The sequence below is a fragment of the Microbulbifer sp. JSM ZJ756 genome (genome assembly GCF_044383805.1).
GTDB classification, from domain to species: Bacteria; Pseudomonadota; Gammaproteobacteria; order Pseudomonadales; family Cellvibrionaceae; genus Microbulbifer; species Microbulbifer zhoushanensis.
Genome location: NZ_JBISER010000004.1, coordinates 31,734 through 56,220, shown reverse-complemented (window position 1 = coordinate 56,220; position 24,487 = coordinate 31,734). Strand labels below are relative to the sequence as shown.

Annotated in this window: 23 protein-coding genes and 1 riboswitch; of the genes, 9 read left to right on the top strand and 14 right to left on the bottom strand. The window is 61.7% G+C overall.

What is annotated here, in order from left to right; genetic code table 11:
* Positions 1 to 44: 44 nt before the first annotated feature.
* Together ACH6CX_RS08370 and ACH6CX_RS08365 are read right to left on the bottom strand one after the other, a co-directional pair.
* Positions 45 to 806 (bottom strand): ABC transporter permease, encoded by a 762-nt coding sequence (locus ACH6CX_RS08370; protein ID WP_233006202.1) that lies wholly within the window; start codon positions 804 to 806, stop codon positions 45 to 47.
* Complete coding sequence (locus tag ACH6CX_RS08365; RefSeq protein WP_233006201.1) at positions 803 to 1,759, bottom strand: ABC transporter ATP-binding protein; 957 nt, start codon at positions 1,757 to 1,759, stop codon at positions 803 to 805. Before ACH6CX_RS08365 ends, ACH6CX_RS08370 begins: the two co-directional genes overlap by 4 nt.
* Positions 1,760 to 2,200: 441 nt before the next feature.
* Here ACH6CX_RS08365 and soxR point away from each other — a divergent pair, with 441 nt between their 5' ends.
* Positions 2,201 to 2,659: a redox-sensitive transcriptional activator SoxR gene (gene soxR / locus ACH6CX_RS08360; RefSeq protein WP_233006199.1), complete on the top strand. Its 459-nt coding sequence runs from the start codon at positions 2,201 to 2,203 to the stop codon at positions 2,657 to 2,659.
* A 17-nt stretch (positions 2,660 to 2,676) separates the two neighbouring features.
* On the opposite strand, the gene ACH6CX_RS08355 is transcribed toward soxR, so the two are convergent.
* From ACH6CX_RS08355 to ACH6CX_RS08300, 12 genes are all read right to left on the bottom strand, one after another.
* On the bottom strand, positions 2,677 to 2,979 hold the full coding sequence (locus ACH6CX_RS08355) for an antibiotic biosynthesis monooxygenase family protein (protein WP_396675350.1): 303 nt from the start codon (positions 2,977 to 2,979) through the stop codon (positions 2,677 to 2,679).
* A gap of 87 nt (positions 2,980 to 3,066) precedes the next feature.
* Positions 3,067 to 3,792, bottom strand: coding sequence for a dienelactone hydrolase family protein (locus tag ACH6CX_RS08350; RefSeq protein WP_237062547.1), 726 nt, complete (start codon positions 3,790 to 3,792; stop codon positions 3,067 to 3,069).
* 97 nt (positions 3,793 to 3,889) lie between these two features.
* Positions 3,890 to 4,300, bottom strand: a complete 411-nt coding sequence (locus tag ACH6CX_RS08345; protein WP_233006197.1) for a VOC family protein — start codon at positions 4,298 to 4,300, stop codon at positions 3,890 to 3,892.
* Positions 4,301 to 4,305: 5 nt separating this feature from the next.
* Positions 4,306 to 5,589 carry a gephyrin-like molybdotransferase Glp gene (gene glp / locus ACH6CX_RS08340; protein ID WP_233006196.1) on the bottom strand — a complete coding sequence of 428 codons (1,284 nt, stop codon included), beginning with the start codon at positions 5,587 to 5,589 and terminating at the stop codon, positions 4,306 to 4,308.
* A gap of 89 nt (positions 5,590 to 5,678) precedes the next feature.
* Positions 5,679 to 8,357: a molybdopterin-dependent oxidoreductase gene (locus tag ACH6CX_RS08335; protein ID WP_396675296.1), complete on the bottom strand. Its 2,679-nt coding sequence runs from the start codon at positions 8,355 to 8,357 to the stop codon at positions 5,679 to 5,681.
* Positions 8,358 to 8,359: 2 nt separating this feature from the next.
* Positions 8,360 to 8,755: a nitrite reductase small subunit NirD gene (gene nirD / locus ACH6CX_RS08330; RefSeq protein WP_396675295.1), complete on the bottom strand. Its 396-nt coding sequence runs from the start codon at positions 8,753 to 8,755 to the stop codon at positions 8,360 to 8,362.
* 94 nt (positions 8,756 to 8,849) lie between these two features.
* Complete coding sequence (nirB, locus tag ACH6CX_RS08325) at positions 8,850 to 11,390, bottom strand: nitrite reductase large subunit NirB (RefSeq protein WP_233006193.1); 2,541 nt, start codon at positions 11,388 to 11,390, stop codon at positions 8,850 to 8,852.
* A gap of 290 nt (positions 11,391 to 11,680) precedes the next feature.
* Positions 11,681 to 13,360, bottom strand: coding sequence for a protein kinase (locus ACH6CX_RS08320; RefSeq protein ID WP_396675294.1), 1,680 nt, complete (start codon positions 13,358 to 13,360; stop codon positions 11,681 to 11,683).
* Positions 13,361 to 13,449: 89 nt separating this feature from the next.
* Positions 13,450 to 14,916, bottom strand: coding sequence for a NarK family nitrate/nitrite MFS transporter (locus ACH6CX_RS08315; protein WP_396675293.1), 1,467 nt, complete (start codon positions 14,914 to 14,916; stop codon positions 13,450 to 13,452).
* Positions 14,917 to 15,138: 222 nt separating this feature from the next.
* Positions 15,139 to 16,209, bottom strand: coding sequence for a CmpA/NrtA family ABC transporter substrate-binding protein (locus ACH6CX_RS08310; protein WP_233006190.1), 1,071 nt, complete (start codon positions 16,207 to 16,209; stop codon positions 15,139 to 15,141).
* Positions 16,206 to 16,790 (bottom strand): ANTAR domain-containing response regulator, encoded by a 585-nt coding sequence (locus ACH6CX_RS08305; protein ID WP_233006189.1) that lies wholly within the window; start codon positions 16,788 to 16,790, stop codon positions 16,206 to 16,208. Before ACH6CX_RS08305 ends, ACH6CX_RS08310 begins: the two co-directional genes overlap by 4 nt.
* 209 nt (positions 16,791 to 16,999) lie before the next feature.
* Positions 17,000 to 17,467, bottom strand: a complete 468-nt coding sequence (locus ACH6CX_RS08300) for a hypothetical protein (protein ID WP_396675292.1) — start codon at positions 17,465 to 17,467, stop codon at positions 17,000 to 17,002.
* Positions 17,453 to 17,661: riboswitch (molybdenum cofactor riboswitch) on the top strand. It overlaps the preceding gene by 15 nt.
* Here ACH6CX_RS08300 and moaA point away from each other — a divergent pair.
* From moaA to pntB, 8 genes are all read left to right on the top strand, one after another.
* Entirely contained in the window at positions 17,650 to 18,618 is a 969-nt protein-coding gene (gene moaA, locus ACH6CX_RS08295; RefSeq protein ID WP_233006188.1) for a GTP 3',8-cyclase MoaA, read from the top strand. (Overlaps the previous riboswitch by 12 nt.)
* A 2-nt stretch (positions 18,619 to 18,620) precedes the next feature.
* Positions 18,621 to 19,295: a molybdenum cofactor guanylyltransferase gene (locus ACH6CX_RS08290; RefSeq protein ID WP_233006187.1), complete on the top strand. Its 675-nt coding sequence runs from the start codon at positions 18,621 to 18,623 to the stop codon at positions 19,293 to 19,295.
* Entirely contained in the window at positions 19,288 to 19,818 is a 531-nt protein-coding gene (gene moaB, locus ACH6CX_RS08285; RefSeq protein ID WP_396675291.1) for a molybdenum cofactor biosynthesis protein B, read from the top strand. The genes ACH6CX_RS08290 and moaB overlap by 8 nt, the downstream gene beginning before the upstream one ends.
* 4 nt (positions 19,819 to 19,822) lie before the next feature.
* Complete coding sequence (gene moaC, locus ACH6CX_RS08280) at positions 19,823 to 20,341, top strand: cyclic pyranopterin monophosphate synthase MoaC (protein WP_396675290.1); 519 nt, start codon at positions 19,823 to 19,825, stop codon at positions 20,339 to 20,341.
* Complete coding sequence (gene moaD, locus ACH6CX_RS08275) at positions 20,338 to 20,586, top strand: molybdopterin converting factor subunit 1 (protein WP_233006184.1); 249 nt, start codon at positions 20,338 to 20,340, stop codon at positions 20,584 to 20,586. Before moaC ends, moaD begins: the two co-directional genes overlap by 4 nt.
* Positions 20,587 to 20,588: 2 nt before the next feature.
* Complete coding sequence (gene moaE / locus ACH6CX_RS08270) at positions 20,589 to 21,044, top strand: molybdopterin synthase catalytic subunit MoaE (protein WP_233006183.1); 456 nt, start codon at positions 20,589 to 20,591, stop codon at positions 21,042 to 21,044.
* 362 nt (positions 21,045 to 21,406) lie between these two features.
* On the top strand, positions 21,407 to 23,068 hold the full coding sequence (locus ACH6CX_RS08265; RefSeq protein WP_396675289.1) for a Re/Si-specific NAD(P)(+) transhydrogenase subunit alpha: 1,662 nt from the start codon (positions 21,407 to 21,409) through the stop codon (positions 23,066 to 23,068).
* Positions 23,069 to 23,086: 18 nt separating this feature from the next.
* Positions 23,087 to 24,478: a Re/Si-specific NAD(P)(+) transhydrogenase subunit beta gene (gene pntB, locus ACH6CX_RS08260; protein ID WP_233006181.1), complete on the top strand. Its 1,392-nt coding sequence runs from the start codon at positions 23,087 to 23,089 to the stop codon at positions 24,476 to 24,478.
* The last annotated feature ends 9 nt before the right edge of the window (positions 24,479 to 24,487 follow it).

The following is a 24,487-nucleotide window of genomic DNA, read 5'->3' as shown; positions in this document are numbered from 1 at the left end:
TTTGCTGGAAGGAGAAAGTGGCGGCGCAGGCCGCCATTTTCTATTCAGGTCTTGATCCGGTAGCCGGTACGGAATATCCACCAGACACCGGTCAGGCAAAGCAGCAGGAAGAGCAGGGTCATTCCCAGGCTGATGACGACGTTGACATCGGACACGCCATAGAAGGCCCAGCGAAAGCCGCTGATCAGGTAGACCACCGGATTGAATAGCGTCACCTTCTGCCAGAATTCCGGCAGCATATTGATGGAGTAAAAGGCCCCGCCGAGAAACGTCAGCGGGGTTACCACCATCAGCGGGATAATCTGCAGTTTCTGGAAGTCATCGGCCCAGATGCCAATGATAAAGCCGAACATACTGAAAGTGACGGCGGTCAACACCAGGAAGGCGAGCATCCAGAACGGGTGCAGGATATCGTAGTCGACAAAGAAGCGAGCGGTCAGCAGGATCAGCCCGCCGAGGATAATCGACTTGGTGGCTGCGGCCCCAACGTACCCCGCTACTACCTCAAACGCCGACACCGGCGCCGAGAGGACCTCATAAATGGTGCCTGAGAATTTGGGGAAGAAGATCCCGAACGAGGCATTGGAGATGCTCTCGCTCAGAAGCGACAACATAATTAGCCCGGGAATGATAAAGGCACCGTAACTGACGCCGTCGATGTCACCCATGCGGGAGCCGATAGCAGCACCGAATACGATGAAGTAGAGGGAGGTCGACAGCACCGGTGAGGCGATACTCTGCATCAGGGTTCGCCAGGTGCGTGCCATCTCGAATTTGTAGATGGCGCGAATTCCGTACCAGTTCATGGCTGTGACTCCTCTTCCATTGACTCCTCTCGTGCGCCCTTGACCAGCCCGACAAAGATCTCCTCCAGTGAACTTTCCCGGGTGTGCAGGTCGCGGAAATCAATATCGGCGTCATTCAGCCGGCGCAGGAATTCGGTAATGCCGGTATCCTCACTCCTGATATCGAAGTGATAAATAAGTTGCTGGCCGTCCTCACCCAGCTCCACCGGCAGGCCGGCCAGGGCCTCAGGCAGTGCATTCATCGGGCGGGCCAGTTGCAGTCGCAGTTCCTTTTCGCCCATTTTCTGCATCAGGGTGCGCTTGTCGTCCACCAGCACCAGGCGGCCCCGGTTGATCACACCCACACGGTCGGCCATTTCCTCGGCTTCCTCGATGTAATGGGTGGTGAGGATAATTGTCACCCCGGATTCCCGCAGGCCGTGCACCATCTGCCACATATCCTGGCGCAGCTCCACATCGACCCCGGCGGTGGGCTCGTCGAGAAACAGGATCTTGGGCTCGTGGGACAGTGCCTTGGCGATCATTACCCGGCGCTTCATGCCGCCGGAAAGGGCCATGATGCGGCTGTCCCTTTTCTCCCACAGGGAAAGCTGGCGCAGTAGCTTCTCGATATATTCCGGATCGGGTGCCTTGCCAAACAGGCCGCGACTGAAATTGACGGTGGCCCAGACACTCTCGAAGGCATCGGTGGAAAGTTCCTGCGGCACCAGCCCGATTTTGCTGCGGGCGGCGCGGTAGTCGCGAATGATATCGTGCCCGTCTGCCAGTACCGTGCCGCTCGATGGGTTGACGATGCCGCAGATGATGCTGATCAGCGTGGTCTTGCCCGCGCCGTTGGGGCCGAGCAGGGCGAAGATCTCTCCCCGCCGTATATCCAGGTCGACATCCCGCAGGGCGGTAAAGCCTCCCTGGTAGGTCTTGCCAACACCCCTGGCCGAAATAATGGGTTCCACAGAAACTCCTTGCTTGTGGGTGGCTTGTTTGGGGATCCGCTCACTTCGGGATCCAGGGTCCGCGCGGGCTGGCCGCCTGAGCCCTGGTTGCCCAGCGCACCGTCAGGCGCAATGCGGCCCTGCCGATCGCCGCCGTGAATCGCTGAACGCGTTCGCGGGAGTTTACCGGAGCCTTCCCTGCCTGTCCGGAATCAGCCCCGTTTTCCCGGTACGGTGTTGGTGCCACCGGTATCCCGTTACGGTCCCGCTTTGGATTCTTGTGCCCCTGGTTGCCCGGGCCTTTATGGGTAGCCATACCTTCCATCATATCGTTGTTCTCCATGTCCTTGTCATCTGGTGCGGAGCAGTGTAAAACCTCAAGTAAACTTGAGGTCAATGCCTGGATTCCAAAATTCCCGGTAGCGATCAGCAACGCCATCCGGGATTAGCGGGAGGATGCCCATGGGGGATAAATCGTCGCGTGCGGCGCGGGAACTAAGTGTCGGGGAGGTGGCCCGGCGCAGCGGGGTGGCGGTGTCCACGCTACATTTCTACGAGAGCCGGGGATTGATCAGGAGCTGGCGCACTGCCGGTAACCAGCGCCGTTACAGCCGGGATGTCCTGCGACGGGTGGCGGTGATCAAGGTGGCGCAGAGTATGGGAGTTTCCCTGGCGGAAATCAGGGCAGCACTGGATGAGCTGCCGGACGCTCGTACGCCCAACAAGCGCGACTGGCAACGGCTGTCAGCAAAGTGGCGTGCAGAGCTGGATCGCCGCATTGAGCAGCTGCGGGGCCTACGGGATCGGCTGGATGGTTGTATCGGCTGTGGTTGCCTGTCACTGGAAACCTGCCCGATGTGGAACCCCGGCGACGAAGCCGGGAAAGAGGGAGCCGGAGCCCGCTACCTGATGCGGGGGTAGGCCGCGGCCAGTGGCTGTCAGCCAGTGGATTGCTCGCGCATCAACTGGTAATGCTCTACATCGGGAAATGGCTCATAGAAATGATGCAGGAGCGCTTTCCACTCCTGGTAGCGGGGCGACTGGCGGAAGCCCTCAGTGTGGTCCTCTAGGGTTTCCCACTGCACCAGCAGCAGGTAGCGATGATCCTTCTCAATGCATTTCTGCAGCTGGTGGGAAAGATAGCCCGGCATGCTGGAGATGATCGCCTGCGCGCGTTTGAACGCGGCTTCAAAGGCGTCGCATTGGCCGGGCCGGATATCCAGCTGGGCGACTTCAAGAATGATGCAACTGTCCTCAGGTCGGCTTCCTTTCGCTTGCGGGCGCTCACGGGAACCTGCACCCGGCGCGCCCGCTGGAATTTCACCCTGTCAGCCAAACAGCTTGCGGTAAAACGCCATGGCGCCGCTCCAGGCATCCTGTCGCGCCTCATCGCTGTAGGCGAGGGGAATGCCGAACTTTTCCCCCCGGCTGGTAGCAGCGGGGTTGGTAAAGCCGTGTTTTACGCCGGGATAGCTGGTGAGTTCGAATTTCACCCCGGCTTTCTGCATTTCCTCGACAAATGCGGCTACCTGTGCCGGCGGGATCATGTCGTCGGCGCCGCCGGTATAGACCTGCAGTTGCGCCTTGACGCTGCCGGGTTCCACCTGGATATCGCTCTCCAGTGCGCCGTGAAAGCTGACCACGCCCTGCAGCGGCAGTCCCAGGCGGGCCATATTCAGCGCCACTGCGCCACCGAAACAGTATCCCTGGGCGGCGATATGTTGCGAGTCGACGGAGTCGTGTTGTTGCAGGATTTCCATCGCCTTGCGGAATCGCTGTTCGATGGCGCCTGGTGCCTCGAGTGCAGCGTTCATCAATGCGCCCGCATCGTCCGGATTGTCGGCCTGCTTGCCGGTGCCAAACATATCCACGGCAAAGGCGGTATAACCGGCGGCGGCGAGCTTGTCGGCCTCCTCGCGGACAAAATCGTTGTGGCCCCACCATTCGTGAATAACGAGGATGCCGGGTCGCTTGCCACTGGAGCTGTCGTCCCAGGCAAGGTAACCGGTGAAAGATTCGCTATCGACTGTGTACTCCACGGTTTCACTGTGCATTCGGGCTCTCCTGTTCTGAATGTGCAGTTGGCGGTTTACCACCGGGGGAATATAGGCGGCAAACCCTGGCAGTCTCAACCCCTGTGCAGCGTTTATCTTAGCTCTCAGTTACGTTTCCCTTCAGCTCCACCGTGTTGCCCTCGGGGTCGCGTATATAGAGTGAGGGTCCCTGGCCACCGGCGCCGTAGCGGTATTCAACCGGGCCCGGTTCGATATTCCAGGCACGCAGGTGGCGGACCAGGGCGGCGGCGTGAAATGGCTCGATCCGCAGGCACAGGTGGTCCAGGTTATGGCCCGACCGCCCGGGGGCTGTTCCGCCCGCACGTCCCAGTTCACTGTCCACCGGTACCAGGTCAATCAGGCTGCTGCCCGCGCGCAGCTGGTAGAGGCCGATGTGCGGCTCTTCCCGCTCCGGGACACAACCCAGTACGTCGACATAAAAATCCCGCATTGCTTCCAGGTCGGTCACGCGCAGGACAACATGGTCGATCTGCAGGATACGGAACATATCGGCTATCCCAGGGGCGGCCGGAAGGGCTCGATGGTGACCCAGTCACCGGTGTCGCGGTCGCCGCTTTCCCGCGCGAGCACGATAAAACAGTTGGCGCGGGAGAGTCCCGACAGGATATGGCTGCCCTGTATGCCGGTGCTTTCCACCACCTGCAGGCCATCACTGTCGCGGTAGGTGAAACCGCGCTGGTAGTCGGTCCGTCCCGGTGACTTGCGAATCGGGTTGAGCAGGCGTGCACGGCCCTGGAAGGGTGCCCGCCGCTCGCTGTCGGCAACGCCCCGCAACTTTTCCAGCGCCGGTAGGACCAGCTGGTAGAGGGTTACCAGGGCGGAGACCGGGTTGCCCGGCAGGCCGAAAAACAGCGTCTCGCCCCCGGCTTTCGGTAAGCGTCCGAAGGCAAAGGGTTTGCCCGGCTTGATCGCCAGTCGCCACAGGTCCAGTTGCCCCAGTTGCTCGAGTACCGCCCGGGTATAGTCGGCTTCACCCACCGACACCCCGCCGCTGGTGATGACTATATCGGCACAGTCGCGGGCGCGCTCGAAAGCGGCGCGAATACTGTCGGGACAGTCTGGCAGGCAGCCGATATCGATGGTCTCGATACCCAGCTGCCGCAGGGCCGCGTCCAGGGCGATACGGTTGCTGTCGTAGATTTCGCCGGGGCCGAGATCTGCAGCGGGGGTTCCCGGTGGTCGCAGCTCGTCGCCCACGGACAGCAGCGCCGCGCGCACCGGGCGCATCACTACCAGCTCCCTTACACCGGCGGCCGCCAGCAGGGCAACATCCGGCACGGTGATTGCCCGGCCCGGTGCCGCCAGCGTATCGCTACAGCGGACATCCTCGCCCCGGCGGCGGATATGGCTGCCGGCGGCGGGAACCGTCTCGGGGACCAGTATTTGTCCAGGCGCCGAATCTCCGGGAGCGTCGCCATGAACCCGGGCGTGCTCCTGCATCACCACCCGGTCGGCGCCAGGGGGCAGGGCGGCGCCGGTCGTGATGCGCACACACTGGCCGGCGAGCAGGGTGCCAGTGAAGGGATGGCCGGCCAGGCTCTTGCCGACCAGCTCATAGCGTTGCGCCTCGCCGCACAGGGCATAACCATCCATGGCCGAATTGTCGCAGGGGGGCAGGTCAACCTGTGCCGGCGCGCGCTCTGCCAGCACGCGGCCGCAGCACTCGCCCAGCGGCAGGGTTTCGGTTTCCCGCAGCGGGGTAATGGTCTGCAGGAGTGCTTCGCGCGCCTGCTCTACGGTAATCAGGCCAGTGGTCAGGCAGGAATCGATGGTCATGGGACTGTCAGCTTCTCAGGGTTACGGCTTTATTCTGCTCTTCCCATGACCTTAGCGCGATTGCCGGAAAAAGAAAATTGGTGGATGGGTCAGGCAACATCCCGGGCCTGCGCTCGCAACAGTGCCGCGAGCTCGGGCTTGCAGGAGCCGCAATTGGTGCCACAGCCCAGCTGCTCGCCGAGTGCTTCCACGCTGGCGGCGCCGTCACTGATTGCAGTTTCGATCTGCTCCCGGGAAACCTGCATGCAGCTGCAGACCATCGCGGACGCCGGCGCAGCCCGTCGCAACAGCTGAGCCGGCTGATCGGGCAGCGGTTGCAGTAGCCATCGTTCCATTGCCCTGCGGTCCGGCAGCTGGCGCCAGTGGCTGGCACTGAACAGCAGCAGTTGCAGGGTATCCGTATGCACCAGCCAGCGCTCCGACTGCAGCAGCTGCAGTCGTTGCCAGCGCAGTGGCACGCTGTCTTCGGGAACCAGCTGCCGGGCCAGAGCGCGACAGTCTGTCGGCAGCGACAGGGCCAGCTCGAAGCGATCACCGCCCTCACAGGGAACACGGTACCAGTGCAGCAGCTCGCCAGAGGCCGTCATGTCCTCCAGCAGGCCACCGACACGGGCGGCAGTGGCAGGGGGGCAGGCCAGGCTCAGGTAAGCTTTTGCCCTGAGCGGGTGAAGCTGTACCGGCACCTGCTTGAATTCGGGCTGTCCGGAATGGGGATCGGTCACCGCCCCCGCCAGTGCGCTGACGCGGCTGAGGCCGGCCAGGCTCTCGCTCCAGTGAATCGGTGCAAACAGTTCACCGGCCCGCTGCGATGCATCGACCAGCACCCGTGCGCGCATCCGGCCGTGGCTACTGGCAATTTCCGCCAGCTGGCCATCCTCGACCTGGTAAGTGCTGGCATCCGCCGGGCTCAGTCGCAGCTCTGGTAGCTCGGTATGATCCAGCAATTTTCTGGCGCGCGCAGTGCGGGTCATCGTATGCCACTGGTCGCGCAGGCGACCGGTATTGAGCCACAGGGGAAACGACTCGCTGCGGCGCTGGGTAGGTGCGCGGGGTTCAATAGTCACGAAGCGGGCGCGGCCGGAGTCGGTAAAGAATCGCCGATCGGTGAACAGACGTGGAGTTCCGGCGGGGTTGTCCCGGTTGACCGGCCACTGCAGCGGTGCCAGTTGGTCGTATTGGCGCGGTGTAATCCCGGCCAGCGCAGAGATATCGAAGGCCCGCTCACCCCGGTTCTCGAACCCGGACAGGGCGGCGTGCTCGCGAAATATTTCCACTGGCTTCTGGTAGCGGAACGCGTCGCCGTGGCCGAGCCGTTCCGCCAGGTCGCAGATGATCTGCCAGTCGTGCCGGGCCTCCCCGGGCGCGGGCAGGAAGCTGCGTTGCCGGGATATACGGCGCTCCGAATTGGTGACGGTGCCGTCCTTTTCCGCCCAGGTGGTGGCCGGCAGCAGCAGGTCAGCACAGCGCGCGGTATCAGTATTAGCGACGCAGTCGGACACCACCACTAGCGGGCACTGTTGCAGTGCCCGGGTGACGCGGCCGGCATCGGGCATGCTTACTGCGGGATTGGTTGCCATGATCCAGATGGCCTTGATCTCGCCGCACTCTACCGCGCGAAAAAGGTCCACCGCCTTCAGGCCCGGTCGCCGGGCGATATTTTCCGCCTGCCAGAAGCGGCCGACCCGGTCGATATGGTCGGCGCGGAAATCCATATGCGCGGCGAGCATATTGGCCAGGCCTCCCACTTCACGGCCGCCCATGGCGTTGGGCTGTCCGGTAATCGAAAAGGGGCCGCAGCCGGGCCGGCCGATACGGCCGGTGGCCAGGTGGCAATTGATAATTGCGTTGTTCTTGTCGGTGCCGCTGCTGGACTGGTTGACGCCCTGGGAGTAAAAACTGACGGTCCTGTCGGTCTCAGCGAACGCCTGGAAAAATGCCCGCACTTCCCCGGTATGCAGGCCGCACGCCTGGGCGGTTTTTTCCAGCGGCCAGTCAGCTGCCGCGGCCAGCGCTCCCTCGAAACCGCTGGTGTGCTGGTTGATAAACTCGCGGTCCAGGCAACCGGTTGTCGCCAGGTAGTTGAGCAGGCCACTGAACAGGGCCGCGTCGCTGCCCGGGGCAATGGCCAGGTGCATATCTGCCATATCACTGGTAGCGGTGCCGCGCGGGTCAATGACCACCAGCCTCGTCTGCGCCGCCTGCATGCGCTGGAACAGCACCGGGTGGGTCCAGGCAGCATTGGAGCCCACCAGCACCACCAGGTCGGCCTGTTCCAGGTCCTCGTAATTACAGGGAACGGCGTCTGCACCCAGGGCGCGCTTGTAGGCGGCCACTGCCGAGGACATGCACAGGCGGGAATTGGTATCCACATTGCCGCTGCCGATGAAACCTTTCATCAGCTTGTTGGCAACATAGTAGTCCTCGGTGAGCAGCTGCCCGGAAAGGTAGAACGCGACCGAGTCCGGGCCGTGCTCGGCAATGGTTTCGGCAAAGCGCGCCGCCATAAAGTCCATGGCGGTCTCCCAGTCGCAATCTGCGCCGCGCAGGCGCGGCCTCAACAACCGGTCCCGGTCACCCAGTGTCTCTGCCAGTGCCGAGCCCTTGACGCACAATCGCCCCAGGTTGGCCGGGTGCTGCTCATCGCCGCAGGCACTGGTGTTTTCGCCGTCGTCGCCTGCCTCACGGGTTACGGCCACCCCGCAACCCACGCCGCAGTAGGGACAGGTGGTGCACGTCCGGTGCGCGCGGAGAAGCTCCCGCGGTGCCATGGTCAGGGCGAGTCCGGCATGCTGGCGATGACGACGGTATCGCCATCAAATGCGGCAGCAAAGGTGTCGAGGCGGATGCCCGGATCCTCCAGGCACTGGCCATCGCGCAGGCGGAAATGCTGCTTGTAGAGGGGCGAGGCAACCGTCAGTTCACCATCGATCTCGGCGATAATGCCCCGGGCAATCACGCCGGCACCGGCGATCGGGTCCCAGTTGTCGATGGCGTAGAGCTGCTGCTCGGCATGGGGAATAAAAAATAAGGCGATGCTCCTGCGGGGCGCTAATGGCCCGGCCGCAGAAACATCGCCTACGAGAACACACACTCCGGAATCGGCAACCAGGTCTGATCGCTGGCAGACCGGCTGCCATGGAGTGGGGGTTATGGCAACTTCTGTCATTATTTATACTCCAGAATGCAATGATTGTGCAGCAAAATTCGAAAATTTATTTAATTGCGCCGTTTTGGTGCAGTTTGCTGGAAAACAGCCGCGCTCAAGCGGGCTCGGCGATCTTTACGACCTCTTCTTCACGGGCGGGTCGTGGCTGGCCACGCTCTTCCACGAAAACGATTTTTTCATCCGGTTCGTCGGTATTCACAAACTGGCGGAAGCGCTTGAGCATCTCCGGATCGTTGATGGCCGTTTTCCATTCACACTGGTAAGTGCCGACCACGTTCGCCATCTGCACCTCCAGTTCCTCGCCAAGGCCCAGCTTGTCGTCAATGATGACCTCGCGCAGGTAGTCGAGCCCGCCCTCGAGGTTTTCCAGCCACACTGAAGTGCGCTGCAGCTTGTCGGCGGTGCGGACATAGAACATCAGGAAGCGGTCGATATAGCGCACCAGGGTCTCGTCATCCAGGTCGGTGGCGAACAGGTCCGCGTGGCGCGGGCGCATGCCGCCATTGCCGCAGACAAACAGGTTCCAGCCATTCTCGGTGGCGATTACGCCCACATCCTTGCTCTGCGCCTCGGCACATTCGCGGGTGCACCCGGATACCGCCATCTTGATCTTGTGCGGTGAACGCAATCCCTTGTAGCGATTCTCGATATGCAGGGCCATGGCAACACTGTCCTGTACCCCGAAGCGGCACCAGGTACTGCCCACGCAGGACTTCACCGTGCGCAGTGACTTGCCGTAGGCGTGCCCGGTTTCGAAGCCGGCCTCAATCAGCTCCCGCCAGATCTCGGGTAACTGTTCCAGCCGGGCACCGAACAGGTCGACGCGCTGGCCGCCGGTGATCTTGGTGTAGAGGTCGTATTTCTTGGCCACCTGGCCCAGCACGATCAGCTTGTCCGGGGTGATTTCGCCCCCGGGTACCCGCGGTACCACCGAGTAGCTGCCGTTCTTCTGCATGTTGGCCATAAAGGTGTCGTTGGTGTCCTGCAGGCCCACATGGGGCCTGTGGTGGATATGGTCATTCCACAGGGAGGCGAGGATGGAGGCCACGGTGGGCTTGCAGATTTCACAGCCGCGACCGCTGCCATGCTTCTGCAACAGGTCCTCGAACGTACGGATTTCTTCCACCTGGACAATATGGAACAGCTCCTGGCGGGTAAATTCAAAGTGCGCGCACAGGTGGTTGTTGACCTCCATGCCCAGTGCCGCGAGCTCCTCGTCGACAACGTTTTTCAATAGCGCGGAGCAACCACCGCAGCCGGTAGATGCCCTGGTGACATCCTTGACCTCACCCAGTGAACAGCAACCCCCTTGCACCACATCGACAATCTGGCCCTTGCTGACATTGTGGCAGGAGCAGATGGTGGCGGTTGCGGGCAGTGCCCCGGCACCGAGTGTGGGGGCGTCGCCGTCCGCGGCGGGCAGGATCAGTTGCTCCGGGTGCTCCGGCAGGTCGATATCGTTCAGGTGATACTGCAGCAGCTGGTCGTAGTCGCCGGTGTCACCCACCAGCACGGCGCCCAGCAGCTTCCTGCCGTCGCCGTCAGTAATTATGCGTTTGTAGATGCCGCTCTGTTCGTCGACAAAAGTGATTGCTGCGGCGCCCTCGGCGCGACCGTGGGCATCGCCGATGGATCCTACCTCGACGCCCAGCAGTTTAAGCTTGGTGCTCATGTCGGCACCGGTAAAGCTGGCCTCCTCACCGCAGAGCAGGGAGACCACATTGCGGGCCATGGTGTAACCGGGAGCCACCAGGCCATAGATGAAGTTTTCGTACAGCGCACACTCGCCAATGGCGAAGATATTCCCGTCGGATGTGCGGCAGGATTCATCGATCACGATACCGCCGCGCTCACCGAGTTGCAGTCCGGCGGCTTGTGCCAGCTTGTCTTCGGGGCGGATACCGGCGGAGAAAACGATCAGGTCGGTGACCAGTTCGCGATCATCCTTGAACTGCATACGCAGGCGACCGCTGTCTACTTCCTCGATCAGTTCGGTAGCGGTGCTGGTGTGGACAGTTACGCCCAGGTCCTCAATCTTGTCTTTCAGCAGTCCGGAACCGCCCTCATCCAGCTGGATACCCATCAGGCCCGGGGCGAACTCCACTACGTGGGCTTCCAGTCCCAGTTCTTTCAGCGCGTTGGCAGCTTCGAGCCCCAGCAGGCCACCGCCGACAACGACGCCGGTGGTGGCGTTTTCACTGGCCGCGCGAATCGCGTCCAGGTCCTCAAGCGTGCGGTAAACGAAGCATTTCCCGTGCTCATGGCCGGGAATCGGTGGTACGAACGGGTAGGAGCCGGTGGCCAGGATCAGGCGGTCATAAGTTTTCTCCACACCGCTGGCGGAAGTTACGGTCCGCTTTTCCCGGTCGATGGAGACTGCGGCATCGTTCAGTAGCAGGTCGTAGCCCCAGTCGCGGTACTGGTCGATCCTGCCCAGCGCCAGGTCGTCGGCGCTGCGGCCGGCAAAATATTCAGACAGGTGCACGCGATCGTAGGCCGGTCGTGGCTCGGCGCAGAAGACGGTGACCTCGAACAGTGCGTTCTCGGGGCGCGCAGCCAGCTGCTCAAGGAAATGGTGGCCCACCATTCCGTTGCCGATAACGATTAGTTTTTGCTTAGCCCGCGGTTCAACCATGTGAGTTCCTGCCGTGTTGTCTCTGAATGATCCGGCAGGGTGGGGCGGGGAGGGTGGTGTAGGCACGGCCTCTACCCCTTCTGCCGAAGGGTACAGGCGCCGTTGCCTCGTAAGGGATTTTCTGTATTGGTGTAATCAGGGATTCAAGGATTGTGCCAAACGCGTCTCACCGGTTTATGCGGGTTTGCCGCTGCTGCCTGTGACTGGTGTGCGGCAAGCTGGTGCAGGGGCGGCCGGGTTGCACCGCGTTGGTGCCGGCAGGGTGTTGCGCAAGGTTTTGTTCCGGTTTGTCACTGCAGGAAATGCAGCAGGTGCGAGAGCAGTAACAGCAGTGCTACGAGCTGCCAGAACAGCAGCGGGTTGCGCTCCATCAGTGGCGCGCTGTCCGCGTGGGTGAACTCGGGGTTGGGTGTGTGCAGGTCGTGGACAAACTCCGACAGGGCCGCGTAGCGATGGCGGGGGTTGGGATGGCAGGCCCTCTGCAGGGCCCTGTCGATCCACAACGGTAACTCCGGGCGGTGATTCCTGGCTGGCCGATAGTGGAGCGCGCTGTAGTTGTGCAGCCGGTAAAGCCGGTCGCCTGCTCGCTCGCGATAGGGATAATGGCCAGTGAGCAACTCATAGGTGATTACCCCGAGGGAAAAAATGTCTGATCGGTGACTGGCGGCATCGCCGAGAAAGTATTCGGGAGCAATATAATTCTTGCTTCCCGGGACCCGGTCGCTGCGATGGTGCAGGTGCTCCCTGAGTCCTGCCGCATTTGCGCCGCCCAGGTCGACCAGCTTCAGGCGTCCGTCGGCGGAGATCATGATGTTCTCGGGTTTCAGGTCGCCGTGGATAATCTCCATCCGTTGCAATCGTCGCAGTGCACTGACCAGTTGCTGCACCAGTTCCCGCACCTGCTCGATTGGCGGCGCCGGGTTCAGTTCCAGCCACTGGCGCAGGCTCTGGCCCTCGACATATTCCATCACGTGGTAGAGGAACTGTTGAGACGCCGGTGGGGCATAGATGCGCACGATACCCGGGTGATCCAGCCGCCTGCCGGTCCATTCCTCGGCAATAAAGTTCTCTATGTAGGCCGGGTCATCAATAAAATTGGCCGACGGTGTCTTGATGACACGCAGGGCACCACTGCCGGTATCGCGGGCCAGGTAGAGCTGGCTGCGGGCACTGGCGTGCAGCTCCTGCAGGACCAGGAAACCATCGAGCCGGTTGCCGGGGCGCAGGTCCGGGGGGAAGGGCAGCCTGTCGCGCTGCCCCAGCAGGTCCTCGCTTTCCGGTTTCGGGCACACCCGGACACGGACCACGGCTGCGCTCAGGTTGTCTTCCGAACCGGCAGCGAGCGCCGCGTCCAGAAGTGCCCGGGCGGGGTCGTCGGTCTGTGCTCGCAGTATTGTCGCGATGCGCGCCGGGGCCAGGTAGTCGTGCACCCCGTCGCTGCAGACCAGGAAGATATCGCCCTGCTCCAGCTGCTCACAGCGGTAGTCCACCTCAATATGGGCGTCCATACCCAGGGCGCGGGCCAGGAAGGTGCGGTTGCGTCCTAAAGCGCGGCTGTGGTCACAAGTAAGGCAATCCAGGGTGTCGCCGCGCAACCGGTAGATACGGGAGTCGCCGATATGGATCAGGTGGGCACTGGCGCCCTTGAAAATCACGCAGGAAAATGTGGTCAGCCAGCCCTGGCGGAGTTCCCGGCTGCCGCCGCCCTGGCGGTAGAGCCAGCTGTTCAGTGCGTGCAGCACCCGCGCGGCCGCCTGTTTGACGGACCAGGTTTCGGGCGTGCTGTAGTAGTCGGACAGGAACCCACTGATCGCCGCGCGCGCCGCCTCACCGCCGGCTTCGGCACTGGCAACCCCGTCTGCGACCGCTGCCAGGGCTCCGCGGAACAGGCGTGCGGAGCCACTGGGCGCACAGACCGCACATGCATCATCGTTATGGACCCGCCGTCCGGCACAGGAAGCGCTGGTCATGACCAGCGCTTCCTGCCGCCTGTCATCCGCCCTGGCTCGGCTGTCTGTGCCTTGCGGGACGTGCGTGTCGGTCGCGGAAGGCATGGTATTCAGGTCACATCGATCAGTGAGACGCTGCCATCCGGCAGCACTTCCGCCATCTGCCCCTGCGGTTCCTCCATCAGCAGGAGCACGGCAAAGCCCACCAGCGCGGTGGCGGCAATCACCAGGAAGAAGGCCTCGTAGGAAACCAGGCTCAATACCGTCAGGTAAAACACTGCCCCCACATTGCCGTAAGCGCCTGTCATGCCGGCAATCTGCCCGGTAAGGCGCCGCTGGATCAGGGGCACCACGGCGAAGACCGCACCCTCACCGGCCTGCACGAAAAAGGAACAGCCCATGGCGGCGGCCACGGCCAGTAGCAGTGGCCAGGTGCTGTCGATCTGGCTCATCGCCAGGTAACCCGCCATCAGGCCCAGTACCAGGACCTGGAGCGTGGCCCGGCGACCGAACCTGTCACTGAAAAGGCCGCCCACCGGGCGGGACACCAGGTTCATGAAGGCGTATCCGGAGGCCAGCAGCCCGGCCCGCACCGGGTCGAGGCTGAAGGTTTCGGAAAAAAACAGCGGTAGCATGGAGACTACCGCCAACTCAGAGCCAAAGGTGGCGAAATAGAGCAGGTTGAGGATCGCGACCTGCTTGAACTGGTATCGATGCGCGGGCGCCGGTGGTGTCTGCAGTACCTCGCGGTTGATTTCCCAGCAACGGCGGGCGTCCAGGACATAGAGGAGTACCAGCGCCGTATAGACCAGGCTGGCCCAGGTTCCGTCCAGCAAGGCTACTCCGGCGGGGGATAGCTTCCAGGTGAGCAGGGCCAGGGCGGCGTACAGCGGCAGTTTCATCACCAGCAGCAGGGCAAAGTCGCCGCGGCTGGTGACCTCCATGCCGCCCATCCTGCGCGGCTTGAAGTAAGTCGATCCCTTGGGGGTGTCGGTCACACTGCGGTAGTACACAAAGCTGTATCCCAGCGCGAGTACGCCGGTGAGGCCGATTGCGTAGCGCCAGCCATCATCACCGCCGAACAGGAGGGCAATCGTGGGCAGGGTTATGGCTGCCGCCGCCGAGCCGAAATTACCCCAGCCGCCGTAGATTCCCTCAGCCGTGCCCAGCTGTCGGGCCGGGAACCATTCGGAAACCATGCGGATCCCCACCACAAAGCCAGCGCCGATAAAACCGAGGAGCAGGCGGCCCAGGGCCGCCTGCACGAAGCTGTCAGCGAGGGCGAAAATAAAACAGGGAATGCTGCCAACTGCCAGCAGTATGGAGTAGGTCAAGCGTGGGCCATAGCGGTCGGTGAGCATTCCGATCACGATACGCGCGGGAATGGTCAGTGCCACGTTCAGTATCAGCAGCGTCTTTACCTGCCCGGGGCTTAACGACAGGCTAGCGGAGATTGCCATCAGCAGGGGCGCGTGGTTAAACCAGGCAAAAAAACTGATGAAAAATGCCACCCAGGTGAGGTGGAGAATCCGTATATTCCCGCGGAATGAAAACAGGTTCAGTGATTGGCTGGACATGGTTGCTTCCTCTTATCGCTGTGCAATGCGGGCATGCCGGTCGATATCCTCTGGTCTCGATGGCACACCGCGCGCGGCCGCGGGCATAAAAAAAGCCCACGGGTGCAGCCTTGGCTGCGGCCGGTGGACTTCGTTGTCCAGGTTTCTAGTTTTCTCTGTGAGCGGCATTCGCCGCTTTAATTTCCTGGTGCCGGTGCAATTTGCCGGGCACGCTGTCCGGGTTCAGTGCTTGCCGAGATAATCCAGCACCTGCTGGTACAGCTCCTCGCGGAAAGCCCCGGCAGCTTGCGGGGACACCGGTGAGAACTTGCCGCATAGCTCCAGCAGTTGCGTTGCCTTTTCCCGGGTCGGGCGCCCGCAGTCGCTGTCGGTGTGCGCAAACAGGTGCCAGCCGGGATTGGCTGCCGGGGGCAGGCCATGTTGACAGTGCAGCTGGTCATTCAGTGAGGGGGCCAGGCTGTCGGCATCCAGGTCCAGGTAGTGTTGTTGCGCGAGCAGCGCCACCGCATCACGTCGCTGGGCGCGGTCGCCAAGCCAGGTGCAGGCCTGCAGCAATGCGGCGCGCAGGGCCAGGTGCGTCTGTGGGTGCCTGGTGTGCCAGCCCGCAGTAACGGCAAGCACTTTCTCCGGCATGGCCGGCAGCAGGGCATTGCAGGCTGCCACGATTACGCCCAGTCCCCGTTGTGCGGCAATGGTGTTCCAGGGTTCACCCACGCAGTAACCATCGATATCACCCCGCTGCAGTGCCGTTACCATCTGTTCCGGCGGCAGGATATGTAGCTGCAGGTCCCGGTCGGGATCGATACCGGCCAGGCGTAGCCAGTGGCGCAGCTGTAGCGTGTGGCTGGAGTGGGGATAAACCGTCGCCAGTTTCAATGGCGGGGCCGACGCGGGCTGTGCATGCAGGTAGTCCCGCAGTGCCGCACCGGTGGTGCTGCTATCGCCCCCACCGTTGCCCAGTCCGAGTGACTCGAAAAGGTTCTGCGAAAGCGTAATGGCGTTGCCATTGCAACTCAGGATCAGGCCGGTCAGTAGTTGCTCCTCGCACTGGGGCAGGGCCTGTGACAGGGTCAGCGGCATGGGGGCGAGCATGGCTGCACCATCGGCGACGCCGCTGATCAGGCGATCACGCAGAGTCGCCCAGGAGGTTTCCCGCTGCAGTTCCACCGTCAGGCCAAACCGGGCAAAAAATCCCTCCTCCTGCGCTACTACCAGCGGCGCGCTGTCGGTCAGCCGCAGGTACAGCAGTTTGATATGTCGCTTTTCCAGGTGCAGTGGTGAGGCTGGGGTCATGACTGGGACTGTAAGTGGTTAATGATCTGTTCCGCCACCGCGAGCATGGTGGAGTTGCTGTTCATGGCCAGGTTGCGCAGGGTCTTGTGAGCCGCCTGTTCATCGAGGTTTTTCCTTGCCATCAGCAGGCCCTTGGCACGCTCGATGGTCTTGCGTTCATGCAGTTGTTGCTGGGTCCGCTCCAGGGATGCGCGCAACTGCTGGTAGCTGCGAAACTGCGCCATGGCGATCTCGATCGCCGGTGTCACGCGTTCGGCACTCAGTCCCTCGGCCATATAGGCACTGACTCCGGCCTCCACAGCACTGGTAATAAAGTCAGCGCCCCCGCGGGCGGAGAACATGGCCACCGGGGTGGGGTTCTGTCGATTGATGATCGACAGGCTCTCCAGGATATCCCGGTCCGGTGACTCAATATCGATCAGGACAATATCCGGACGATGGTTATCCACCTGTTGCAGCAGGCCGGCAGCACTATTCAGGTGCACGAGCAGGCGGTAACCGGCAGCGCGGAGCTGCCGGCAGACCATTTCTGCACGTTCTGGCTGGTCGTCGACCAGCATGATGCCAAGGGGTTCGTTCATTGGACCTGCTGTTGTCTCACCGTCTTGTCGCTTGAGTCTTTCTGGTTCCGGGTGTCACTGGTTAAATCGGTGCAAGCGCAGTGCCAGACCGCACCGGCTGTTACTGCGGGAGGCTGGGCCGGGCAGGCGCCCACAAAAAAGCCCGGCGATAAATCCTGTTATCGCCGGGCCCCGTTGCCTGTGGTATTGGCAATCAAGAATCATACCAATTAAGGCAAAGCACTAAATGCCATGGTCCGTGCGTGAAGCCCCGTGCTATTTTGGGTATTGGCCCGGGCCAGTTTGCGCCGTTTTGGTGCCAGCCTGCCTGCAAAGTGTTTTTTTGGTGCGAGCCGTCCGGTATGGCGCGTGCGGTGACCCGGGAGTGGGCACTCGCAGATGCGCGCCGGGGATACCGTAACAGGCAAGTTCGCTTTGTGCGGGTATTGGGGCGCCACTCGGCTGGCCGGGCCTGGCCGATCTATGGCATAAAGCTTGCGTGCTATGGATCGGGTGGCTGCCTGTGGAATTGCCGGCACCCCGTGAATTCGCCGGGAGAGGTAAATCGAAGAAACCGGATATTTCCTTTTGTTGGGAATATTTACTTCGGGAGCGCCTTTTCCGGAAACAGAAACAATCATGACAGGAGAGAGCGTCCCGAGCAGGACAATAAAACCACTGATACCGATCACAAACACCGAGCCCGTTTCCCTAAGTCCGGCCCAGCCCATGAGTACCGGGGCTGGATAGGGGAGTCGGGCCGTGGCCACCAGTTGGCGGAACTTCCACACTGGCCGGGCCACCAGGGTCGGCGGAGAAATCCTCCGGCCTCCCGAGAGCCTGCAATCCCTGCGGGCTCGCTGACTTGGAAAGGCGTTTGATGCTTACAGACAACCATGGGCGCAGGTTCTATTACCTGCGGCTGTCCGTCACAGATGTCTGCAACTTCCGTTGCGACTATTGCCTGCCCGATGGGTACCAGGCGACGGACAATTCCCCCCACCTGGGCACTGCGGAGATATCGACCGTGGTGCGCGCGTTTGCCAGCCTCGGTACGCAGAAAGTGCGGCTGACCGGGGGTGAGCCCTCCCTGCGTGCAGACCTCCCGGAAATCATTGCCGCCACCAAGGCCACCCCGGGTATCCGCCGGGTCGCGGTGACCAGCAACGGCTACAAGCTGCCACGAGTGATCGGCCAGTGGTGTGACGCCGGCCTCGACCAGCTGAATATCAGCATCGACACGCTGGACCCGGCGGAGTTTGCCGATTTTACCGGGCATGACTGCTTGCCGAGGGTACTGCGCGGTATCGAGCAGGCCCGGGCACTGGGGCTTGAAGTAAAGGTGAACGCCATGTTGCTGCAGGGCGGCGCCGACCGGCGCCTGCGTGAGTTCCTGGGCTGGCTGCGGCATACGCCGGTGACATTGCGGTTTATCGAGTTGATGCGCACCGGTGACAATCGCGAGTTTTTTGCCAGCAACCATATTCGTGGTGACGCCGTGGAGCGGGAACTGGTGCGGGATGGCTGGCAACTGGTAGAGCGGCCCCGGGATGCCGGGCCTGCCCGCGAATATCGTCACCCGGATTACCTCGGCCGTATCGGTTTTATTACCCCGTATAGCGAAGATTTCTGCGATAGCTGCAATCGGCTGCGGGTGTCCGCCCAGGGCCGCCTGCACCTGTGCCTGTTCGCCGAGCACGGCATTGACCTCTATCCCGAAATTGCTGCCGGCGACAGTGCTGCCCTTGCGGAGAGGATCCGCCGGGAAATCGGTGCCAAGGAACCGAGCCACTACCTGCAGCAGGAACAGGTCGGCGCAACCCGTAACCTGTCAATGCTGGGGGGCTGATCGTGGCCGATACACGTACCAGTATTATCTGCCCCGTGGTGCTGGCTGGCGGAGGGTCCCGTCGCATGGGGCAGGACAAGGCGGCGATGGTGCTGCCCGGCGGAGAAACGCTGTTAGAGCGTGCGGTGGGGCATCTGGAGGAGTTGCGCCGGCAGTTTCCCGCTCGCTGGCTGGCTACCAGGGTCAGTGGGGCAGCCTGGGGCGGGGTGGCGGATATCGGTTCGTCGCGGGGACCGGTCAGTGGGCTGCATGCGATTGCCGAGGATCTGGCCGGGGTGCTGGAACCGGCCGCTGGGGGCGCGGGACCGCCGGCAATCCTCGCTGTCCCCGTCGACATGCCGCTGTTGACAGTGGCCCCGCTGGCAGCCCTGTGCCGTGCAGGTGTTGGGAACGGTGCCCGTGCACTCTGTTATGAGCGCCTGTGGCTGCCGCTGTGGCTGCGCCTCGACGATAACGCCCGGGATTACCTGCGGGATGTCTCCGCCGGCCGGGGGGACGCCTCCCTGCGACAGCTGGTTCACCAGCTCGGCGGTACAGAGTTACCGGTGGGGGAGAGTGGCTGGCAAATGAATGTTAATTGCCCGGCTGAATTCAGCCGGCTGCTGCGCATCCTGGGATCCCCGCAAACAGGGATCCCCGGCCGTGGGCGAGAATTACAGGAGAGTATCCATGACTGATCACACCAACGAAACTACCGCAACGGTACCCGTACCGCTCAATGTGGCAGTGCTGACCGTATCTGATACCCGCACCGAAGACACGGATACCTCGGGCCAGTACCTGGCCGAGGTACTGCGCGCCGCAGGCCATAACCTGATGGAGCGAAAGATCGTCCCGGATGATGTCTACCAGTTGCGGGCCCAGGTTTCCCTGTGGATAGCGGATCCCGCCGTCCAGGTGGTGCTAACCACTGGTGGTACCGGTTTCAGTGGTCGCGACTCCACCCCGGAGGCCCTGCAGCCGTTGTTCGACAAGCAGGTTGAGGGGTTCGGCGAGCTGTTCCGTGCAGTGTCGCTGCAGGAGATCGGTTCCTCCACAATCCAGTCCCGCGCACTGGCGGGCCTGGCCAATAACACACTGGTGTGCTGTGTGCCTGGTTCCACCGGTGCCTGCCGTACCGCGTGGGAGCAGATACTCTGCGAGCAGCTGGATTCCAATTTCCGGCCCTGCAACTTTGTAACGCACCTGCAGCGAGGGTAAGCGCATGGAATTGACGCACCTGAACCAGCGCGGTGAAGCCAGCATGGTCGACGTCACTGACAAGTCGGTAACCGACCGGGGCGCCCGTGCCGCTGCAGAAGTACGCATGAGTGAGGCGGCCTTTCGGCAGCTGGCGGAGGGTAATAACCGCAAGGGTGACGTGCTCTCGGTGGCACGCATTGCCGGCATCCAGGCGGCGAAAAAAACCGCCGACCTGATTCCCCTGTGTCATCCGCTGGCGCTGAGCAAGGTCCAGGTGGAGTTTGCATTGGACCCGGATCATTGCTCTGTCCGTATCCGCAGCTTCTGCCGGCTGGCGGGGCGCACCGGGGTGGAAATGGAAGCCCTGACCGCAGCATCGGTGGCGGCACTGACCATTTATGATATGTGCAAAGCGGTCGATCCGGCCATTGCCATCGGCAATATCCACCTGCTGGAGAAATCCGGGGGCAAACATGGACACTGGACGCCACCACAGGGTGATGCGGAACCCGGACTGGCAACCGCGGAGGAGCACTGGTGATTCGCATACTTTTTTTTGCCAGCCTGCGGGAAGAGCTGGGTTGCGAGCAGCTGGAGCTTCCCGTGGCTGGCATGGGTGACATCAGCCAGGTCAGGGCAGCCCTGCAGCAGCGCGGGGAAAAGTGGGCGGTCGCGCTCGGCCGCGGGAACCTGCAGGTGGCCCTCAACCAGGCCCTGGCCGGGGACTCGAGCACGGTGAAAGCCGGGGACGAAGTGGCTTTCTTCCCACCGGTGACCGGGGGGTGACGGTGTCGGTTGAAGTCAGGGTACAGGAGCACGAATTTGATACCGGCGCCGAGTTCGGGCTCTTGCGTGCGGACAATCACAGTGACGGCGCCACGACGATATTCGTCGGTTCGGTGCGTGATTTCAACAGCGGGGACCCGGTCACGGCACTGGCACTGGAGTACTACCCGGGAATGACGGAGAAGGTACTGGCGGATATCGGGCAGCGTGCGCTGGAACGCTGGTCCCTGGGGCGGGTGCGGATCCTGCATCGGGTGGGCCAACTGGTTCCCGGTGACGATATTGTATTTGTGGGGGTGACCGCCCCCCACCGCCAGTCGGCCCTGGATGCATGTGGCTATATCATCGACCTGCTAAAGACCGAAGCACCTTTCTGGAAAAAGGAAAGTGGCAGCGGTAGGGCGCGGTGGGTGGAATCTCGTGCCAGTGATCACGAGGCCCTGGAGAAGTGGCGCTGACAAATTGGCTGTAATGGAATGGCAAGAAATGATAGAAAGCTCGCCAATGGCACCTGAATGTGAGGCTACCGTTGCGTCGTAAATGACGCCATTTCTGCAGCAAAGAAAGCGGCGGGTATATTTTCCCAGCCAGTTTTTCAACCTTAGGAATAATCGCTATACCCTTGTTGACTGGGGAAAATACCGCTTTTGCCAGTAGGGTAGAGGCGATTATGGCGTTGAATATCAATTGCAATGATTGATTCTGGTAGTGGTTTTTCCCATAACCCTTTTTTTATGGCCACTATTGATCCCGTTGATACCGGGCTTCAGTCTCTTTTGTTTTCATAAATTTCCCCCCGTGGTTAGAATCGATTCCAGCGATGTCCCCAGGCAGGCCATTTGGTTACCCATGGAACTGCATTTCGTGTGTGCCAGGGCAAGCCAGCTGGTCGACCTGGTGTTTTCATAACAATGACAGAGGGAGTAACGCGTTGATCATAGCCATACCAAAAGAATCCGCTCCGGGGGAGGCGCGGGTTGCGGCCACGCCGGAGAGCGTGCGGCGCATGCAGGATCTGGGTTTTTCCGTCGTTATCGAGAAAGGGGCTGGCGCTGCCGCAAGCTTTGCAGACGAAGCTTACCGGGAGGCTGGTGCGGAAATCCGTGAGGACGCCGCGGCCTGCCTGAAAGATGCGGGCCTGGTGTTCAAGGTCCAGGCGCCCACCGATGAAGAAATAGAGTTGATTCCCTCTGGCGCTACCCTGGTCGCATTCCTAAAGCCGGCTCAGAGTGAAGAGTTGCTGGAGAAGCTTGCGGCAAAGAATATCAATGCCCTGGCGGTGGAGTCGGTACCGCGTATCTCCCGCGCGCAGAAAATGGATGCGCTGAGCTCCATGGCAAATATCGCCGGTTACCGGGCTGTGATCGAGGCGGCGCATAACTTCGGGCGCTTCTTTACCGGCCAGATCACCGCTGCCGGTAAAATCCCGCCGGCCAAGGTGCTGGTGATCGGTGCCGGTGTCGCGGGCCTGTCCGCGATTGGTACCGCCAAAAGTATGGGCGCCATGGTCCGTGCGTTCGATACCCGTGCAGAAGTGCGCGAGCAGGTAGAATCCATGGGTGCCGATTTCCTTACTGTGGAGATCGAAGAGGAGGGTTCTGGCCAGGGTGGCTATGCCAAGGAAATGTCCCAGGCATTTATCGATGCCGAGATGGCCCTGTTCCGTGAGCAGGCGAAAGAAGTGGATATTGTTATCACCACCGCCCTGATCCCGGGCAAGCCGGCACCGAAATTATGGCTGGCGGACATGGTCGACAGCATGCCGGAGGGCTCTGTCGTGGTGGACCTCGCCGCGGAAATGGGTGGCAACTGCGATTACACCGAAAAAGACGAAAAGGTGGTGAAAAGCGGTGTAACCATCATCGGTTACACCAACCTGCCGAGCCGGGCCGCCACCCAGTCCTCAAAGCTTTACTCCACCAACCTGACCCACCTGCTGGCTGAGCTGGCGCCGGAGAAGGATGGCGAGATCAATATCGATTTCGAGGATGAAGTGATTCGCGGTGCCACGGTGGTTCGCGAAGGGGAAATTACCTGGCCACCACCCGCTCCCAAGGTTTCTGTGCAGCCCAAGCCTGCCCCGGAAAAGTCCGCGGAAGCCGCACCGAAACCGGAAGCCAAGGCGCCGAAGAAAACGTCGCCGCTGTCGATCCTGGCCTTCTGGGCCATTGCCGGGGCCCTGCTGCTCTGGCTTGGTCGGGTGGCTCCAGCTGACTTTGTCTCGCACTTTACGGTTTTTGTGCTGGCCATTTTCGTCGGCTGGCAGGTGATCTGGAATGTTACCCATGCCCTGCACACACCCCTGATGAGTGTTACCAATGCCATTTCCGGCATTGTCGTTGTCGGTGCGCTGTTGCAGGTGGGGGCTACGGGCTCGGGCCTGGTGACATTGCTGGCGTTCGTTGCAGTGCTCGTGGCCAGCATCAATATCTTTGGTGGGTTCTTTGTTACCTACCGCATGCTGAAAATGTTTCGGCGTTAACTGGAGAGGAGAATAACAATGAACGGTATGATTTCGATGGCGTATCTCTTCTCCGCGGTGATGTTTATTCTCAGTCTCGGCGGGCTGTCCAGTCACGAGACCGCGCGGCGGGGCAATATCTACGGCATGGTGGGTATGGCGGTGGCAATCATTGCCACTATCGCGGGTATCGTCTCCGGCGCCTACTGGATGGTGGCTATTGCCATGGCCGTCGGCGCGGTGATCGGTATCTTCCTGGCGCGGCGAGTGGCCATGACCCAGATGCCGCAGATGGTGGCATTGCTGCACAGCTTCGTGGGCCTGGCCGCGGTACTGATCGGCTGGGGAGGCTTCCTGGACCCGCGCCTGAACCTGACTGGTGCCGAGCACATCGTGCACAACACCGAGATCTTCCTGGGGATCTTTATCGGTGCGATTACCCTCACCGGTTCACTGGTGGCATTCGGCAAGCTGCAGGGAATCGTCAGCGGCAAGCCGCTGATGCTGCCGGCGCGGCACTGGCTCAACCTGGCGGCAATACTGGCCTGCCTGTTCCTCGGCTGGCTGTTTATTCCCGCAGACCTGGGTGCCGGCACTGTCCTTAACCTGCTGATCATGACGGCCATCGCCCTGCTGCTGGGTATCCACCTGATCGCGGCGATCGGTGGCGCGGATATGCCGGTGGTGATCTCGATGCTCAACAGCTATTCCGGCTGGGCTGCGGCTGCCACCGGTTTTATGCTGAGCAATGACCTGTTAATCGTGGTGGGCGCGCTGGTCGGCTCCTCCGGTGCCATCCTCAGTTACATCATGTGCCGGGGAATGAACCGCTCCTTTATCAGTGTGATCCTGGGTGGTTTCGGCTCTGACGGCGGTGAAGTGGGCGATGGCGAGGTCGACGGTGAAGTGGTAGAGACCAGCTTCGATGAAGTGGCGGATGACCTGGATGCGGCAGACAGCATTATTATCGTTCCGGGCTTTGGCATGGCCGTGGCCCATGCGCAGCAGGCGGTCAGTGACCTGACTGAAAAGCTGCGGCAGAAGGGCAAGACTGTTCGTTTCGGCATCCACCCTGTGGCGGGGCGCCTGCCCGGTCATATGAACGTACTGCTGGCAGAGGCCAACGTGCCGTATGACATCGTCCTGGAAATGGATGAAATCAATGGCGACTTTCCCGATACCGATCTGGTGCTGGTAATCGGCGCCAATGACACGGTGAACCCGGATGCGGTGGAAAAGCCCGGCTCGCCGATTGCCGGCATGCCAGTACTGGAGTGCTGGAAGGCGGGCAAAGTGGTAATTCTGAAACGTTCCATGGCCTCGGGTTATGCCGGGGTGGCCAATCCGCTGTTCTACAAGGAAAATGCCCGTATGCTGTTTGGCGATGCGAAAGACAGCCTGCAGACGGTACTGGGCAAGCTTTCCAGCTGATTCCAGGTG

What these genes read in the sequence shown, in the direction of transcription:
- ACH6CX_RS08370 (WP_233006202.1), bottom strand. Translation starts at nt 806, where the DNA reads ATGAACTGGTACGGAATTCGCGCCATCTACAAATTCGAGATGGCACGC.
- soxR (WP_233006199.1), top strand. Translation starts at nt 2,201, where the DNA reads ATGGGGGATAAATCGTCGCGTGCGGCGCGGGAACTAAGTGTCGGGGAG.
- ACH6CX_RS08350 (WP_237062547.1), bottom strand. Translation starts at nt 3,792, where the DNA reads ATGCACAGTGAAACCGTGGAGTACACAGTCGATAGCGAATCTTTCACC.
- ACH6CX_RS08345 (WP_233006197.1), bottom strand. Translation starts at nt 4,300, where the DNA reads ATGTTCCGTATCCTGCAGATCGACCATGTTGTCCTGCGCGTGACCGAC.
- glp (WP_233006196.1), bottom strand. Translation starts at nt 5,589, where the DNA reads ATGACCATCGATTCCTGCCTGACCACTGGCCTGATTACCGTAGAGCAG.
- ACH6CX_RS08335 (WP_396675296.1), bottom strand. Translation starts at nt 8,357, where the DNA reads ATGGCACCGCGGGAGCTTCTCCGCGCGCACCGGACGTGCACCACCTGT.
- nirD (WP_396675295.1), bottom strand. Translation starts at nt 8,755, where the DNA reads ATGACAGAAGTTGCCATAACCCCCACTCCATGGCAGCCGGTCTGCCAG.
- nirB (WP_233006193.1), bottom strand. Translation starts at nt 11,390, where the DNA reads ATGGTTGAACCGCGGGCTAAGCAAAAACTAATCGTTATCGGCAACGGA.
- ACH6CX_RS08320 (WP_396675294.1), bottom strand. Translation starts at nt 13,360, where the DNA reads ATGACCAGCGCTTCCTGTGCCGGACGGCGGGTCCATAACGATGATGCA.
- ACH6CX_RS08315 (WP_396675293.1), bottom strand. Translation starts at nt 14,916, where the DNA reads ATGTCCAGCCAATCACTGAACCTGTTTTCATTCCGCGGGAATATACGG.
- ACH6CX_RS08310 (WP_233006190.1), bottom strand. Translation starts at nt 16,209, where the DNA reads ATGACCCCAGCCTCACCACTGCACCTGGAAAAGCGACATATCAAACTG.
- ACH6CX_RS08305 (WP_233006189.1), bottom strand. Translation starts at nt 16,790, where the DNA reads ATGAACGAACCCCTTGGCATCATGCTGGTCGACGACCAGCCAGAACGT.
- moaA (WP_233006188.1), top strand. Translation starts at nt 17,650, where the DNA reads ATGCTTACAGACAACCATGGGCGCAGGTTCTATTACCTGCGGCTGTCC.
- moaB (WP_396675291.1), top strand. Translation starts at nt 19,288, where the DNA reads ATGACTGATCACACCAACGAAACTACCGCAACGGTACCCGTACCGCTC.
- moaC (WP_396675290.1), top strand. Translation starts at nt 19,823, where the DNA reads ATGGAATTGACGCACCTGAACCAGCGCGGTGAAGCCAGCATGGTCGAC.
- ACH6CX_RS08265 (WP_396675289.1), top strand. Translation starts at nt 21,407, where the DNA reads ATGTCCCCAGGCAGGCCATTTGGTTACCCATGGAACTGCATTTCGTGT.
- pntB (WP_233006181.1), top strand. Translation starts at nt 23,087, where the DNA reads ATGAACGGTATGATTTCGATGGCGTATCTCTTCTCCGCGGTGATGTTT.